The following is a 15,101-nucleotide window of genomic DNA, read 5'->3' on the forward strand; positions in this document are numbered from 1 at the left end:
TACGGACGGGCCACCAGCCTGCCCGAGGGCCGCCGTGCCGTACCAGTGAGCGTCGTCGGCCGTCCGGTATGACGGATGTCATGCGGCCAGGAAGCGCTCCAGTCCGTCGACGACCAGCCGGTGGTCCTCGCCCTGCGGGAGGCCGGAGACGGCGACCGTGCCGATGACGCCGACCCCGGCGACGGTGATCGGGAACGCCCCGCCGTGGGCGGCGTAGCGGTCGGGGTCCAGCCGCGACTTCTCCTCGAAGGTGGTGCCCCGGGCCAGGTGGCGCAGGCCGACCAGGTAGGAGGAGTGGCCGAAGCGGTCGACCACCCGGGACTTGCGCCGGAGCCAGGCGTCGTTGTCGGCGCTGGTGCCGGGCAGCGCGCAGTGGAACAGCTGCTGCCCGGCCCGGCGGACGTCGACGGTGACCGGGAGCCGCCGGGTGCGGGCGAGTTCGGTGAGGGTGCAGCCGAGGCGCCAGGCGTCGTCGTTGTCGAAGCGGGTGAGGACCAGGCGGCGCTCCTCGTCCTCGATGCGCTGGATCAGCTCGGCCAGGTCGGTGGGGTTCAGGGGGACGCTCATGCTTCCTCGGGGTTGAGGTGGACGACGGAGTGGGTGGCGGCGGAGCGGCGGGCGGCCTCCAGCACGGTGAGGGCGGCGATGGCGTCCCGGGGGTCGACGGGGGCCGGTCCACCGTCGCGCAGGGCGGCGGCGACGGCCCGGTAGAAGGCGGGGTAGTCGCCGGGCTCGGTGCGGACGGGCCGGGTGTCGCCCTCGGTGCCGAGCAGCCCGTACGCGGATTCCGGCTCGACGCCCCAGGGGGCGCCGTCGCCGGGGCGGCGGCCGGCCCGCAACTCGGCCTCCTGCGGGTCCAGGCCGTACTTGACGTAGCCGGCCCGGTCGCCGAGCACCCGCAGCCGGGGCCCCGGCTGGGCGGCGACGGCGCTGGTCCACAGGTGGGAGCGGACCCCGGAGGTGTGGGTGAGGGCGATGAAGGCGTCGTCGTCCACGGCGGCGCCCGCGCGGCGGCTGTCGATCTCGGCGTACACGGCGGCGGCCGGGCCGAAGAGGGTCAGCGCCTGGTCGACCAGGTGGCTGCCCAGGTCGTACAGGGTGCCGCCGACCTCGGCCGGGTCGGGCAGCTCCTTCCAGCCGGGCTTGATCTGCGGGCGCCAGCGCTCGAAGCGGGACTCGAAGCGGTGCACCCGGCCCAGCTCGCCGCCGGTGACCAGGCGGCGGAGGGTGCGGAAGTCGCCGTCCCAGCGGCGGTTCTGGAAGACGGTCAGCAGCAGGCCGTGCTGTTCCGCGAGCGCGATCAGGGCGGCGGCCTCGGCGGCCGTGGCGGCGAGCGGCTTGTCGACCACGGCCGGCAGCCCGGCGGCCAGGGCGGCGCGGGCGAGCGGGACGTGGGTGCGGTTGGGCGAGGCGATGACGACCAGGTCCAGCGCCGAAGGGTCCGCGAGCAGCTGCTCCGGGGTGTCGGCGGCTCGGGCGTCCGGGTGTTCGCGGTGCAGCCGGGCGCGGCGCTCGGGGTCGGCGGTGACCACGGCGGCCAGCCGCATCCCGGGGGTGGTGGCGATCAGCGGGGCGTGGAACGCGGAGCCGGCCAGGCCGTAGCCGACCAGGCCGACGCGGAGCGGGCTGGCTGTTGCTGGTGCGGACATGCGACCACTTAAGCAACGGCGTTGCGTAAGTGCAAGCAACCGGCACAATGGACGGGTGAGCACTTCGGAGCGGCCGCCGCGCGGGCACAACGCCGCCGTGCTGCTGGGCCTGCTGCGGGGGCGTGACGGCCTCGGCCGGGCGGAGCTGGCCGAGCGCAGCGGGCTCACCCCGCAGGCGGTGAGCAAGATCGTGGCCCGGCTGCGGGCCGACGGCCTGGTGGCCGAGGCGGGCCGGGAGTCGACCGGCGGCAAGCCCCGTACGCTGCTGCGGCTGGTGCCGGAGGCCGGGTACGCGGCCGGGGTGCACCTGGACCGGGACTGGCTCACCGTGCTGCTGGCCGACCTCGCCGGACGTCAGGTCGGCTGCGTCGAAGGCCCGTTCAGGTCGGCCGGGGAGCCCGGGGCGGTGCCGGCCGAGGTGGCGGCGCGGCTGGGCGAGGTCGCGGCGGCGGTCCCGGCCGGGCGGCTGCTGGGCGTCGGGGTGGGCTGCCCCGGGCCGCTGGACCACCGGACCGGGGTGCCGCACCGGGTGCCCGGCCTGCCGCAGTGGGACGGCTACCCGCTGCGCGCGGCGCTGGCGGAGCGGCTGGGGCTGCCGGTGCTGGTCGACAAGGACACCAACGCGGCGGTGCTGGCCGAGCCGCAGCCGGCCGGGTCGTCGGTCTACGTCCACCTGGGCAGCGGCCTGGGCGCCGGGCTGGTGCTCGACGGCGCGCTCTACCGGGGGCCCCGGACCAACGCGGGCGAGTTCGGCCACCAGACGGTACGGCTGGACGGCCCGCGCTGCGCCTGCGGCAACCGGGGTTGCCTGGAGGCGCTCTGCCTGGCCGCGCTGCGGGCCGGGGACACGGTCGGCGCCGCCCGGCTGGTCGGGGTCGGCGTCGCCAATGTGGTGCGGCTGCTGGATGTCGACCGGGTGGTGCTGGGCGGCCGGGCGGTGCTGGCCGCGCCGGAGGTCTTCGTACGGGAGGTCGCGGCGCAGGTGGCCGAGCGCATCCCCGATCCGGGGTGGCGGCCGGTGCCGGTCACCGTGGCCCGCGCCGGGCGGCGGGCGGTGGCGGCGGGGGCGGCGGAGCTGGTGCTGGCGCCGCTCTTCGGCCGGGGGGTGTGAGGGGGCCGGCGGGTGGGGGTGGGGACGGTCGGGCTGGGATGGCCGGGTGGACGTCGTGGTTCCGCTGGTGGTGGGTGGGGCCGTGCTGCCCGGGGTGCCGGAGGGCAGCCCCGGGCCGGCGCCGGTCAGTTGTGGCGGGGCTCCCAGCGGAACAGTCGCCGGGTCAGTACGACGGCCGCCGCCGCCCAGGCGGCGATCAGCAGCAGGGCGGGGCCGGCCGCCTGCCAGCCGTGCAGCAGGTCCAGGGCGGGCAGCGCGTGCCCGTCCCAGCTCTCGCCGCCGAAGTCCCGGCCGAACCAGGCCGTCCGCAGCGTCTGGACCACCGGCGCCAGCGGCAGCGCGTGGGCCGGGGCGCGCAGCCAGCCCGGCAGTGACGCCAGCGGCATGAAGACACCCGCGCCGAACATGCAGAGCAGCAGGACCGGCATCGCGACCAGCGGCGCGCTCTCCGACCCCGGAGTGAGCCCCGACAGGGCGAGCGCCAGCACCGCGAAGACCAGGTAGCCGCCGACCAGGGCGAGCACCAGCAGCAGCGGATCGGCGGGCAGCGGGGCGCCGAACCAGCCCACCGCCACGCCGCCCAGCACCGCCACCTGGAGCAGCACCACGGCGCCGCCGGCCGCGATCTGCCCGGCGAAGACGGCGGTGGGCGGCACCTCGGTACCGCGCAGCCGCTTGAGCACCAGGTCGTCCCGGCGGGCCACCACCCCGCCCAGCAGATTGACGAACGAGGTGACCAGCGCCAGCCCGATGAAGCCCACGGTGGTGTAGCCCGCCGCGTTGACCCCGCCGATCTGCCGGTCGCGCAGCGGCGCGGCGACCACCAGGTTCAGCAGCACCGGCAGCGCGAAGCCGATGAAGGTGGAGCGCCGGTTGCGCCAGAAGACCCGCCAGGACAGCAGGAACTGCCCACGGGAGTAGGAGAGCCAGCTCATCGGGTGCCCACCCTCTCGTGCGACAGGTCGAGGAAGACGTCCTCCAGCGAGGCGGTGCGCACCTCGATGCCGTCCAGTGCGGCGCCCCGGGCGGCGGCCCAGCCGTGCAGGGCGGCCAGCGCGGGCGCGGTGCGTCCGACGGCGTACACGGCGGTGCCCTGCTCCAGCGTCGGGGCGCTGCCGTCCAGTAGCGGCAGGTCCGCCGGGTGCACCCCGGCCGGCAGTGGGAGGGTGATCCGGGCGCCGTGCCCGGCCAGCACCTCGGCGACGGTGCCCTCGGCGGCGATCCGGCCCCGGTCCATGATGGCGACCCGGTCGGCCAGCTGCTGGGCCTCCTCCAGGTAGTGGGTGGTCAGGACGACGGTGGTGCCGGCGGCGCGCAGTCCGCTGACGATCCGCCAGGTGTTGCGGCGGGCCTCCGGGTCCATGCCGGTGGTGGGCTCGTCGAGGAAGAGCAGTTCGGGGGAGCCCAGTACGGCGAGCGCCAGGTCCAGCCGGCGGCGCTCGCCGCCGGAGAGCCGGTCGACCCGCACCCGCGCCCTGGCGGCGAGGTCCACCTGCTCCAGCACCTCGCCGGCCGGCCGGGCGCCGCTGGTGAAGGTCCGCCAGGCGTCCAGCGTCTCGCGGACCGTCAGCTCACCGAAGAAGCCGCCCTGCTGGAGCATCACCCCGGTACGGCGGCGGACCAGCGGCCCGTCCGCGTACGGGTCCAGACCGAGCACCCGGACGGTGCCCGCGCTCGGCGGCCGGTAGCCCTCCACCACCTCCAGGGTGGTGGTCTTGCCCGCGCCATTGGTGCCCAGCAGGGCGAAGAGTTCGCCCCGGGCGACGGTGAAGGAGATGCCGCGTACGGCCTGGTAATCGCCGTACGTGCGATGCAGATCGCGGACTTCGACGGCTGGTTGCCGGGGGTCGGTGGGGGATTCATTGGTTTTCATGAGAACAGGGTGCAGTCGGGTGCCGGGCGAGTGCAAGTAGCCTTGTCGGGTGGTGTATGTGCAGGTGGGCGCGGGGGTGCAAAATGTCATGGGTGGCGGGTATGACATTTTCCATCGGGTTTTGCTGACGTTTCCCACTGACAGTGGCACGGGGATCGGGTGCATATTTTTCTCATCGCCGGAAGCGGCCGGGGAAAAGCCCCGGAAAAAGCGCCCAAGGCACTGCATGGAAGGAACCGCCATGTCGGAGAACGAGAAGGCCGTCGAGACCACCCCCGCCGCCGAGACCGAGCAGTTCGACATCGAGGTCGAGGAGCTGGACACCGTCTCCGGTGGCGTCAGCGTCAGCTCGCTGGCCTGCGCCGCCTGCCCGGTCTCGTCCTTCAGCTCGGTCGCGAACGCCGCCGCCGTCTGAGTGCCGGAGGCGTGACCCGGCGTCGGCCGCCCGGCGCCGCCTGAGGGGCCAGTGCCGCGGTGGAGCCGCTCCGACGGCTTCACCGCGGCACCCGGCCCTCACACTTCGAGAAGAGGGAGGGCCGGGCGTGGACAGCCTCCGGCACGAGCTCGCGCGGTTCATCCAGAGCCCGGCCGCGCGGCACGATCCACCCGGGCTCTACCGCCGACTGCTCACCGAGGCCCCGGTACTGGACCTGGGACGGGTGCACGTCGTCTCCGGGTACGACGAGATCGTCACCGTACTGATGCACCCCGGCACCCGGGTCGACCCCGCCTCCATCGGCCTGGCCCGCCCCGGCGCCTCCGCGCTCGCCGCCGTCGTCGACCGGATGCTGCCACTGCGCGACGGCGCCGACCACACCCGCCTCAAGCGGCTGGCCACCGCCGCGTTCGGCGCCCGCAGGCTGGAGCAGCTCCGCCCGCAGATCGAGCAGACCGCCGGCCGGCTGCTCGCGCCGCTGCTCGCCGCCGGCTCCTTCGACCTGGTCGCCGACCTCGCCATACCGCTGCCGGTGGCGGTCTCCTGCGCGATCCTGGACGTCCCCGAGGCCGACCGGCACCGGGTGACCGGCTGGGCCGACCTGGTCTCCCGCTCGCTGCTCGACCCCTTCACCGGCCAGGAGCGGACCGAAGCGCTGGACGCCGAGTTCGCCGGCTTCCGCGCGTACGTCGAGGACCTGTGCGCCCGCCGGACCGCCCGGCCCGGCGACGACCTGGTCAGCCGCCTCGCCGCCGCCCGCGCCGAGGGCCGGATCGACTCCGAGGACCTGCTCGCCTTCGTGGTGATGCTCTTCGCCAACGGCCTGGAGACGCTCACCTCCGGCCTCACCCTCGCCACCTGGCAGCTGCTGCGCACCCCCGGCGTGGCCGAACGGCTGCGCACCGACCCCGGCAGCGCCGAAGCCGTCTTCGACGAGTGCCAGCGGCTCGGCAGCCCGGTCCGGGCCAGCGCCCGCGCCGTCACCCAGGATGTCGCGGTCGGCGGCACCGTCATCCCGGCGGGCGGCGTGGTGCTGCTGCTGTACGCGGCGGCCAACCGCGACCCGCGCCGCTTCCCCGACCCCGACCGCTTCGACCCGGACCGCGCCGAACGCCGCCACCTCGCCTTCGGACACGGCCCGCACCACTGCCTGGGCGCCCCGCTCTCCCTGATCGCCGGCGCCGCCGTCCTGCGCGGACTGGCCGAGGCCGACGCGGCCGGCGGGCTCGGCACCACCGTCACCGAGCAGAGCGCGCGGTGGAACGAGCACTTCGTCTTCGGCGGCCTGCGCACCCTCCCCGTCCACAGCCGCACCCCGGTCGGCGCGGGGGTGGGCCCGTCATGACCATCACCGCGACCGAACGCGCCGCAGCGGTGGTCGAACCCGGCTCCGACCGCCCCGTCCGGCTGCTCGGCGCCCGGCTCGCGGCCGGCGCCGCCGCGCTGCTGCTGGCCGTCGGCGCCGGCGCCGCCTGGGCCGCGCTGGGCTCGCTGCCGCACACCCTCGCGCTGCCCGCCGTACTCGCCCACGGCACCGCCCCGGCCCTGGCCCGCACCGCCACCGCCGGCTCGGTGCTCGACGTCCGGGTCCAGCCCGGCGACCGGGTCACCGCCGGGCGGCCGCTCGCCGTGCTGCGCACCGCGCACGGCACCGAAGAGGTACGCGCCCCGGCGGCCGGCACCGTCACCGCCCTGCTCGCCCCGCCCGGCACCACCGTCGCGGCGGGCGGCGCGGTGGCCGCCCTCGACCCGGCCGCCGAACCCGCCACCGTACGGCTGTTCGCCACCACCGAGCAGGACGCCGTCCGGCTGCGCCCCGGCCGCGAGGTGCTGCTGCCGCTGCCGGACGGCAGCACCCTGCGGGCCCGGATCACCGACGTCCGGCCGCTGCCCGCCCGCGCCGACTCCCTCGACGGCACCCTGCCGGTCGCGCTGCCCGGCCTGCCCGGCGGCGGCGCCCCGGTGTGGACCGCGTACGCCCGGCCGGAGCCCACGCCCGCCGACCCCGCCGGGTCGGGCCCGCTGCTGCTCCAGGCGTCGGTGGACCTGGGCGCCCGCCACCCCTACCAGGTGGTCCTGGGCACCGGGGGGGACGACCGATGAGCCTGGACACCCAGCGGACCGCCCCACCCGCCCCCGCCGCGCCCGCCCCGGCGGCCGCCAAGCGTCCCCGCCGCTATCTGCGCACCCCCGTGGTCCCGCAGATGGAGGAGCAGGACTGCGGCGCCGCCTGCCTGGCCGTGGTGCTCGGCGCCTTCGGCCGCCGCACCACCCTGCACGAGGCCTCCCGCGCCTGCGGCGTCAGCCGCGACGGGGTCAGCGCCGCCGCCGTGGCCCGCGCCGCCGGCCGCTACGGGCTGCTGGCCCGGGGCCGGCGGGTGGTGCGCGGCGACGACCGGCTGCTCGGGCTCGGCGCGGTGCCGGTCCCGTCGATGGTGCTGGTCACCGGCCCGCACTTCGCCGTCTTCGAGGGCGTCCGGCGCGGCCGGGTGCACATCAACGACCCGTCGCTCGGCTCCTGGTCGGCCACCCCGGCGGAGTTCTGGGAGTCCTTCGCCGGCATCGCGGTCGGCTTCGAACCCGGACCCGACTTCCAACGCGGCGGCAGCCGCCTGCCGCTGCTGCGGGCCCTGGCCGCCCGCATCCGCCCGTACGCCCCCGCGCTGCTGCTGGCCGTCGCCACCGCGCTGCTGCTCACCCTGCCCTCGGTGGCCGCCGCCTTCCTGCTCCGCGCCTACCTGATCGGCGTCGTCGCGGGCGGCGCCCACGCCTGGGCGGCGCCGCTGGTGCTGGCCACCGCGGGCGCCGCCACGGCCGTACTGCTCGGCAGCTGGCTCCAGCAGACCATCGTCAACCGGGTGCTGGAGGCGATGGCCGCCCGCTCCTCCGCCGGATTCCTCTGGCGGATGCTGCGGCTGCCCGGCGCGTTCTTCCACCGGCGGCAGCTGGGCGGCCTGGTGACCCGGGTGCAGCTGAACGACGGCCTGGCCGGGCTGCTCTCGCACCGCGCGGCGGGCGCCGCCGCCTCCGCCGGCTCCGCCGCCGTCCACCTGGCCGCCCTGGTCTGGCTGGAACCCCGGCTCGCCGCCATCCCGGTCGCGGTCGCCGTGCTGGACGTCGTCGCGCTGCGCACCGCCGAGCGGCGGCGCGGCGGGATGCTGCACCGCCTGCACGCCGAGCAGTACAAGCGCGACGGCGTGGCCTTCGCCGGGATCTCCGCCATCGAGACCGTCAAGGCGGAGGGCGCCGAGGACTCCCTCTTCCGCTCCTGGGCGGGCTGGCAGGCCCGCGCCGTGGACAGCGCGCAGAGCATCGCCGCCGCCGTCCTGGTCCCGATGTCGCTGCCCACCACCCTGACCACCGCCGGCACCGCCGCCACCGTCGTCGCGGGCACCTCGCTGCTGCTCGCCGGCTCGCTCCCGGCAGGCACCCTGCTGGCCTTCCTGCTGCTGCTCGGCGGCTTCCTGCTGCCGGTCGCCCAGCTGGTCGGCGCGGGCGCCGAACTCACCGTCGCCCGCGCGCAGAACGCGCTGCTGGAGGACGTGGAGACCACCGAACCCGACCCCTGGCTCACCCCGGTGCTGGACGCCCCCGCCGCCGGCCCGGCCCCCAGCGGCGCCCTGGAGCTGCGGGACGTCTCCTTCGGCTACGACCCCAACCGGCCGCCGACCCTCCAGGGCGTCTCACTGACCGTACGGCCCGGCGAATGGGTCGCCGTGGTCGGCGGCAGCGGCAGCGGCAAGTCCACCCTGGCCCGGCTGGCGGCCGGCGTGATGCGGCCCTGGAGCGGCCAGGTGCTGCTGGACGGCAGGCCGCGCGAGGAGTGGCCCCGGTCCCTGGTCACCAGCCGGATCGCCTACGTCGAGCAGCAGCTGCGGCTTTTCGAGGGCACCGTCCGCGACAACCTGACGCTGTGGAACCCCGCCGCCGACGAGGACGCGCTGCACCGCGCGCTCGCCGACGCCGAGGCCGCCGAGCTGGTCCGGCGGCGCGGCGGCCTGGACGGCGGCCGGATCGACGAGGACGCCCGCAACCTCTCCGGCGGCGAACGCCAGCGGCTGGAACTGGCCCGCGCCCTGGCCCTGGACCCGGTGCTGCTGGTGCTGGACGAGGCCACCTCCGCGCTGGACGCCCGCACCGAGGCCGCCGTCGCCGGCCACCTGCGCCGCCGGGGCGCCGCCTGCCTGGTGCTGGCCCACCGGCTGAGCACCGTACGCGCCGCCGACCGGGTGGTGGTGCTCGACGGCGGCCGGATCGTCCAGCAGGGCCGCCCCGCCGACCTCGCCACCGTCCCCGGCCCCTACCGCGACCTGCTGGAGGAGGCCGAGCCCGCCCCGGCGGACCCGGCGGCCGACCCCGACCAGGAGCAGCCATGACCGCCGTACGGGAGCACCCCGCGCCCGGCCCCGCCGCCACCGCCGCCGCCAACCGGGCCGCGCTGGCCGCCGCCCTCGCCACCCTGCACCCCGCCGGGCGCCGCACCGACCCGCCGGCCGACCCCCGGGACCCCGCCGCCGACAACCCCGCCGACCGGGCGCACGCCGTCCTGCGGGCCCTCGCCCCCGCGCTCGGCATCACCGCCCCCGCGACGCTGCCGCCCGCCGTCCGCACCGCCCGCGACCCGCTGGCCGCCCTGCTGCGGCTGACCGGCGTCCGCAGCCGGCCGATCACCCTGCCCGCCGACGCGGCCGGCGACGGCGACCTGTCCCGCACCGAAGGCCCGATGATCGGCCACGCCGCCGCCGACGGCCGCCCGCTCGCCCTGCTGCCGCACCGCTCGGGACACCGGGTGCACGACCCCGCCGCCCCCGGCGCCCGGCCCGCCGTCGCCCGCCGCGCCCTGCTGCTCTACCGGCCGCTGCCGCCCGGCGCCCCCACCCCCGGCGGCCTGCTCCGCTTCGGCCTGGCCACCCCCGGCGCCCGCCGCGACCTCGCGGTGCTGGCCGCCGCCGGACTGCTCGCCGCCGCCGTCGGCCTGCTGGTGCCGCTCAGCACCGGCGTACTGATGCCGCGGCTGGTCGGCGCCGGACACCACCCGCTCCGCTGGCTGGCCCTGCTGCTCGCCGCCGCCACCGGCGCCGGCTGGCTGCTGCTGGTGCTGCGCAACACCGCCGCGCTGCGCCTCACCAGCCGCCTCCAGGCGGCCGTCGAACCGGCGGTCTGGGACCGGCTGCTCTCCCAGGACGCGCGCTTCTTCCGCGACTACAGCACCGGCGACCTGGTCCACCGGGCCAACGCCATCGCCCAGGCCCGGCAGGCGCTGTCCGAAGTGCTGGTCGGCGCGGTGCTCGGCGCCTTCTTCACCCTCTCCGGGCTGCTGGTGCTGCTCGCCGTCGACCTGCGCCTCGGCGGCCTGCTGCTGGCCGCCGCGCTCGCCGCGACCCTCGGACTGCTGGCCCTGGGCAGGCTGCGGCAGCGGCACGAGTCCGAGGTGTACGCGCTGCACGGGCAGCTGCACGGCGTCCTGTACGGGCTGCTGCTCGGCATCGACAAGATCCAGACCGCCGGCCGGGAGATCCAGGCGTTCGCCCGCTGGGCCACCCCCTTCGCCCGGCAGAAGCGCGCCGACGCCGCCGCCATGCGGGCCGACGCCGCCGCCGGCGCCCTCACCGCCGCCCTCCAGCCCGCGCTGCTGGCGGTGCTGCTGGCCGGCGCCGCCGCCGGCGGCAGCGCCGACCCCGGCCATCTGATGGCCGCCGCCGTGGCCGCCGGGCAGGTCGCGCTGGCCCTCGGCCAGGTCACCCACGCCGCGGCCACCGCCTACGGCATCGCCCCGGTGCTGGACCGGCTCCGCCCGGTGCTCGCCGCCCCCGCCGAGGCGGCGGGCGGCGGCCTGGCCGACCCCGGCCCGATGCACGGCGCCGTCCGGCTGGACCAGGTCACCTTCCGCTACCCCGGCACCGCCCTGCCCGCGCTGGACGGCGTCTCGCTGCACGCCGAACCCGGCGAGATGATCGCCGTGGTCGGCCCCTCCGGCGCGGGCAAGTCCACCCTGATCCGGCTGCTGCTCGGCTTCGAACGCCCCGAGTCCGGCACCGTCCGCTACGACGGCCAGGACCTGGCCGGCCTCGACCCCCGGCTGGTCCGCCGCCGCCTCGGCGCCGTACTCCAGAACGGCCGGATGCTGCGCGGCACCCTGCTGGAGAACCTGGCCGGCACCGACCCCGACACCACCGAGCAGGACGTCTGGGCCGCCGCCGAACTGGCCGGCATCGCGGACGACCTGCGCCGCCTCCCGCTCGGCCTGGCCACCCGGATCGGCGAGGACGCCCAGGGCTTCTCCGGCGGCCAGGTGCAGCGGATGCTGCTCGCCCGCGCCCTGGTCCGCCGCCCCGCCGTACTGCTGCTGGACGAGGCGACCTCCGCGCTGGACAACGCCACCCAGCGGTACGTGGCCGACGGCATCGCCGCCCTGGACCGCACCCGGATCGTCGTCGCCCACCGCCTCAGCACCATCCGCCGCGCCGACCGGATCTACGTACTGGACGGCGGCCGGGTGGCCGCCGTGGGCCGCTATGACGCCCTGCTCGACACCGACCCGCTCTTCACCCGCCTCGTCCGACCCCAGGAGATGTGAGATGACGCTCGACCTACAGGCGTGGATCGGCCCCTTCGAAGGCCAGGACGAGGCGCCCGCCGGCAGCGAGCCCCTGCTGCCCGACCTGCCGCGCGGCGACGAGCGGCTGCGCGCCCTGGTCGGCGCGGCCGCCTCCTTCCCCGAACGGGCCGACGCGGGCAGCGAACACCTGCCCGGCACCCGCCCCCCGCTGTTCGCCCCCGACCCGGCCGAGGACCGCCGCTCACGCGCCGCCGCCGTGGAGACCTGGCTGCGCCGCGCCACCGGCGACCCCGCCGCCGCCGGAGTGCTGCTCGACCACCTCGCCGCCACCGGCCGCCCGCTCGGCGACGGCCTGCGCAAGGTGGTGCTGCGCGACCCCGCCCGGCTGCCCGACTGGGCACAGGCCCTGGTCGCCTTCCTGCGCGCCCAGCCCGCCACCCCCGGCGAGGGCACCGCCGGGCCCGGCGCGGTGGCCGAGTCCTTCCGCCGCGCCGCGTACGCGCTGCTGCCGCACGGCCCCGGCGGCGTGCTGGGCGTACCGGTCACCGACGGCGCCCGCGCGGACCTGGCGGCCGGCCTCACCGGCCGGCTCACCGAGGCCTGCAACCTGTCGCTCTGCCATGAGCACCAGGCCGCCTCCGGCCGCCCCGGCGCCGTCGACTGGGACGCGGCCGGCGGGCTGGACGCCTCCCAGGAGGGCTGGCTGGCCCGGCTGGAGCGGCTGCCCGGCCTGGCCTACCTGGTGGGCGTCGCCTGCCTGCACTGGCAGCGGGTCTCCACCGAGCTGTTCGCCCGGCTCGCCGCCGACCGCGCGCTGCTCGTCGAACGCCTCTGGGACGGCACCGACCCCGGCCCCCTCGCCTCGGTGCACGGCGACGCCGGGGACCGCCACGTGGGCGGCCGCTCGGTCGCGCTGCTGCGCTTCGCGGACGGCGCCGGGGTGGTCTACAAGCCCAAGGACATGCGGCACGCCACCGCCTACCTGGACCTGGTCCGCACCCTCAACGCCGCCGGGCTGCCGCTGGACCTGCCGGTCCGCACCGTGCTGGTGCGCAGCGACCGGGGCGACGGCGGCCTGACCGCCTCGCTGGGCGCCGACTGCGAGAGCGAGTACGGCTGGGAGGAGCTGGTCCCGGACACCCCCTGCGACTCCCGCGACGGCTTCGCCCGCTTCTACCGGCGGCTCGGCATGACCATCCGGCTGGTGCAGCTGCTCGAAGGCCGCGACCTGTGGGCGGACAACCTGCTCGCCCACGGCGAGTACCCGGTGATCACCGACCTGGAGTGCCTGCTCTACCCCCGGGTGCAGACCCCGCCCGCGCTGCCGGCCGGACAGCGCGGCCTGCTGGACGAGCTGGAGGCCACCGTGGTGCGCACCGCGATGGCGGTCCAGCCGTGGGTGCCCTCCCGGGACCAGCCGGCCATCGACATCGGCTGCCTGTCCCGGGCCGGTGACCTGCGGATCGGGACCGGCACGCCCGCGCTGCCGCTGCCGCCGTACCGGCCGGTGCACGACGGCGAGACCGCCGACGCCTGGCAGTACACCGATGAGGTGGTGGCCGGCTACCGCGAGATGCACCGCACCCTGTACGGGCTGCGCGCCGAACTCGCCGCCGAGGACGGGCCGCTGGCCGCCTTCCGGGGGCTGTGGGTGCGCTACATCTGGCGGCACACCTGGGACGGATACAAGATCATCAGGGCGTCGACCAGCCCGCTCGCCCTCACCGACGGCGCCACCCGGGAGACCGTCATCGCCGGTGCGCTGCGCGGCGCGGTCGCCGCCCGCGCCGGGGACGCGGACCGGGGCGACCTGCTGGACGTCGTCCTCTCCGAACTCGACGCCTTCCGCGAACTGGACGTCCCCTTCTTCCGCTCCCTCACCACCTCCTCCGCCGTCTACACCGGCACCGGCCAGGAGATCCCCGGCCACTTCCAGGGCACCGCCTGGCTGCGGCTGCGGCAGCGGGTCACCGAACTGGCCGACTTCGACCTCGACGCGCACACCGCCGTGCTCAGCGGCTGCCTGGACGCGGCCCGGGAGGGCACCGAGCGGCCCACCGCCCCGGCCCCCGCCGCCGCCGACCGCACCGGCGCCCCCGGCCCCGTCGACCGGGCCGAACTGCTGGAGCGGGCGGTACGGATCGGGGACCGGCTGCTCACGGACCAGCGGCAGACCCCCACCGGCCGCGGCTGGATCGGCCTCAGCTGGTACCCGGCCACCGGACTGCGGCAGGTCGAGATCCTCGGCGTCGACCTGGTCTCCGGCAGCCTCGGCGTCGGACTGCTGCTCGCCGAGCTGTGGGCCGCCACCGGCGAACCCCGCTTCCACCGGGGCGCCCACCGCACCCTGGCCGCCGCCGCCGACCTGGTCGACCCCGCCGCCCCGCAGGCGTTCGCCTTCGCCGCCGACGCCCGCCTGGTCGGCGGCGCCCCCGTCCCCGGCGGCCTGGCCGGACCCGGCGCCCTCATCCACGCCCTCGCCCGGGGCGGCCTGCTGCTGGCCGAACCCGACTTCGTCACCCGGGCCCAGGCGCTGGTCCCCGGCGCCGCCGCCCTCGCCGGACCCGCCGCCGCCCCCGCCGGCCGTGGCCGCGCCCCCCGGCAGCCGTACCAGGACACCCCCTTCGGCACCGCCGGCCTGCTGCTCAACCTGCTGCGGCTGCGCCGGGTCGCCGGCCCCGGCCACGACGCCACCGACCAAGCCGTCCGCACCCTCGCGGCCGCCGCCGCCGACCACCTCGCCGCCCGGGGCGACACCCCCGACCCCGCCCGGCGGCCCGACCCCGCCCAACTGCTGGACCCGGTCCGGCTGCTCGACCTGGTCCCCACCGGCGCCGACTCGGTGGCCGCCGCCCTGGCCCGCGCCGTGGCCGAGGCCCCCGCCCTGCTCGGCGACGCCGACGCCGCCCGCGACCTGCTGCGCGCCCACCGCTTCGCCACCGGCACCCGCAGCGGCCGGCTGGCCTGCCTGGACACCGCCGTCTCGCTCGGCACCGGCGCCGTCCACCCCGCCGACCTGGGCCGGCTCGCCGCCCCCGTCTCCGCCGAGGAGATCGCCGCACTGGGCAGCCGCGCCCTGGTCGCCACCGCCGGCGAAGCCCTCACCGCCGCCGAGGCCGGACTGCTGCACACCCTGCCCGACGACGCCCCCGCCCTGGTCCCCGGGCCGTTCTTCGACGGCCGGGAGGCGGCCGGCGTCCTGGTCGGTGAACTGCTGCGCCGCCGCCGCGCCTCCGGCCACTGGTACGGCGACCGCGCCGCCGACGACCGGGTCAACCTCGGCGCCCTGGACGGCACCGTCGCCGTCGGCCTGCTGCTGCTCCGCCTGCTCGACCCCGCCACCGCACCCCTGGCCACCCTCCGCTGACCCGCCGTCACCCCCGTTATGTTTTCCGCGGCTCCGCAACGGGGCCGCTGGCCTCCGGGCCCGGCATGACTGTTGCCCCCTGTCGAAGGCATGACCTGGGGGGTGG

The 15,101-nt window shown here is 77.3% G+C and carries 11 protein-coding genes; 7 read left to right on the forward strand and 4 right to left on the reverse strand.

The features are described from left to right. Window positions 1-78: 78 nt before the first annotated feature. Window positions 79-567: a heme-degrading domain-containing protein gene (locus ACIQGZ_RS24520; RefSeq protein WP_402605416.1), complete on the reverse strand. Its 489-nt coding sequence runs from the start codon at window positions 565-567 to the stop codon at window positions 79-81. After that, entirely contained in the window at window positions 564-1,649 is a 1,086-nt protein-coding gene (locus ACIQGZ_RS24525; protein ID WP_402605418.1) for a Gfo/Idh/MocA family oxidoreductase, read from the reverse strand. The genes ACIQGZ_RS24520 and ACIQGZ_RS24525 overlap by 4 nt, the downstream gene beginning before the upstream one ends. 55 nt (window positions 1,650-1,704) lie before the next feature. Between ACIQGZ_RS24525 and ACIQGZ_RS24530 the strand changes: the two genes are divergently transcribed. Next, entirely contained in the window at window positions 1,705-2,760 is a 1,056-nt protein-coding gene (locus tag ACIQGZ_RS24530) for an ROK family protein (protein WP_402605420.1), read from the forward strand. A gap of 125 nt (window positions 2,761-2,885) precedes the next feature. Here the strand turns inward: ACIQGZ_RS24530 and ACIQGZ_RS24535 are convergent, their stop codons facing one another. Both ACIQGZ_RS24535 and ACIQGZ_RS24540 read right to left on the reverse strand, forming a co-directional pair. Further along, window positions 2,886-3,695: an ABC transporter permease gene (locus ACIQGZ_RS24535; RefSeq protein ID WP_402605423.1), complete on the reverse strand. Its 810-nt coding sequence runs from the start codon at window positions 3,693-3,695 to the stop codon at window positions 2,886-2,888. Next, on the reverse strand, window positions 3,692-4,633 hold the full coding sequence (locus ACIQGZ_RS24540) for an ABC transporter ATP-binding protein (RefSeq protein ID WP_402605426.1): 942 nt from the start codon (window positions 4,631-4,633) through the stop codon (window positions 3,692-3,694). The genes ACIQGZ_RS24535 and ACIQGZ_RS24540 overlap by 4 nt, the downstream gene beginning before the upstream one ends. A 241-nt stretch (window positions 4,634-4,874) precedes the next feature. On the opposite strand from ACIQGZ_RS24540, the gene ACIQGZ_RS24545 reads away from it, so the two are divergent. The 6 genes from ACIQGZ_RS24545 (at window position 4,875) to ACIQGZ_RS24570 (ending at window position 14,995) form a co-directional block, all read left to right on the forward strand. Next, window positions 4,875-5,048, forward strand: coding sequence for a thiocillin family RiPP (locus ACIQGZ_RS24545; protein ID WP_402605428.1), 174 nt, complete (start codon window positions 4,875-4,877; stop codon window positions 5,046-5,048). Between the two features lie 127 nt (window positions 5,049-5,175). Further along, window positions 5,176-6,414, forward strand: coding sequence for a cytochrome P450 (locus tag ACIQGZ_RS24550; RefSeq protein WP_402605431.1), 1,239 nt, complete (start codon window positions 5,176-5,178; stop codon window positions 6,412-6,414). Then, window positions 6,411-7,172, forward strand: coding sequence for a lipoyl domain-containing protein (locus ACIQGZ_RS24555; RefSeq protein WP_402605433.1), 762 nt, complete (start codon window positions 6,411-6,413; stop codon window positions 7,170-7,172). Before ACIQGZ_RS24550 ends, ACIQGZ_RS24555 begins: the two co-directional genes overlap by 4 nt. Continuing rightward, on the forward strand, window positions 7,169-9,445 hold the full coding sequence (locus ACIQGZ_RS24560; RefSeq protein WP_402605436.1) for an ATP-binding cassette domain-containing protein: 2,277 nt from the start codon (window positions 7,169-7,171) through the stop codon (window positions 9,443-9,445). Before ACIQGZ_RS24555 ends, ACIQGZ_RS24560 begins: the two co-directional genes overlap by 4 nt. Then, a complete protein-coding gene (locus tag ACIQGZ_RS24565) occupies window positions 9,442-11,646 on the forward strand; it encodes an ATP-binding cassette domain-containing protein (protein ID WP_402605439.1) in 2,205 nt (734 codons plus the stop codon). The genes ACIQGZ_RS24560 and ACIQGZ_RS24565 overlap by 4 nt, the downstream gene beginning before the upstream one ends. Before the next feature lies 1 nt (window position 11,647). Further along, window positions 11,648-14,995, forward strand: coding sequence for a type 2 lanthipeptide synthetase LanM (locus ACIQGZ_RS24570; protein WP_402605441.1), 3,348 nt, complete (start codon window positions 11,648-11,650; stop codon window positions 14,993-14,995). The last annotated feature ends 106 nt before the right edge of the window (window positions 14,996-15,101 follow it).

The organism is Streptomyces sp. NPDC092296 (assembly GCF_044755465.1).
In the GTDB taxonomy this organism is placed as follows: domain Bacteria; phylum Actinomycetota; class Actinomycetes; order Streptomycetales; family Streptomycetaceae; genus Peterkaempfera.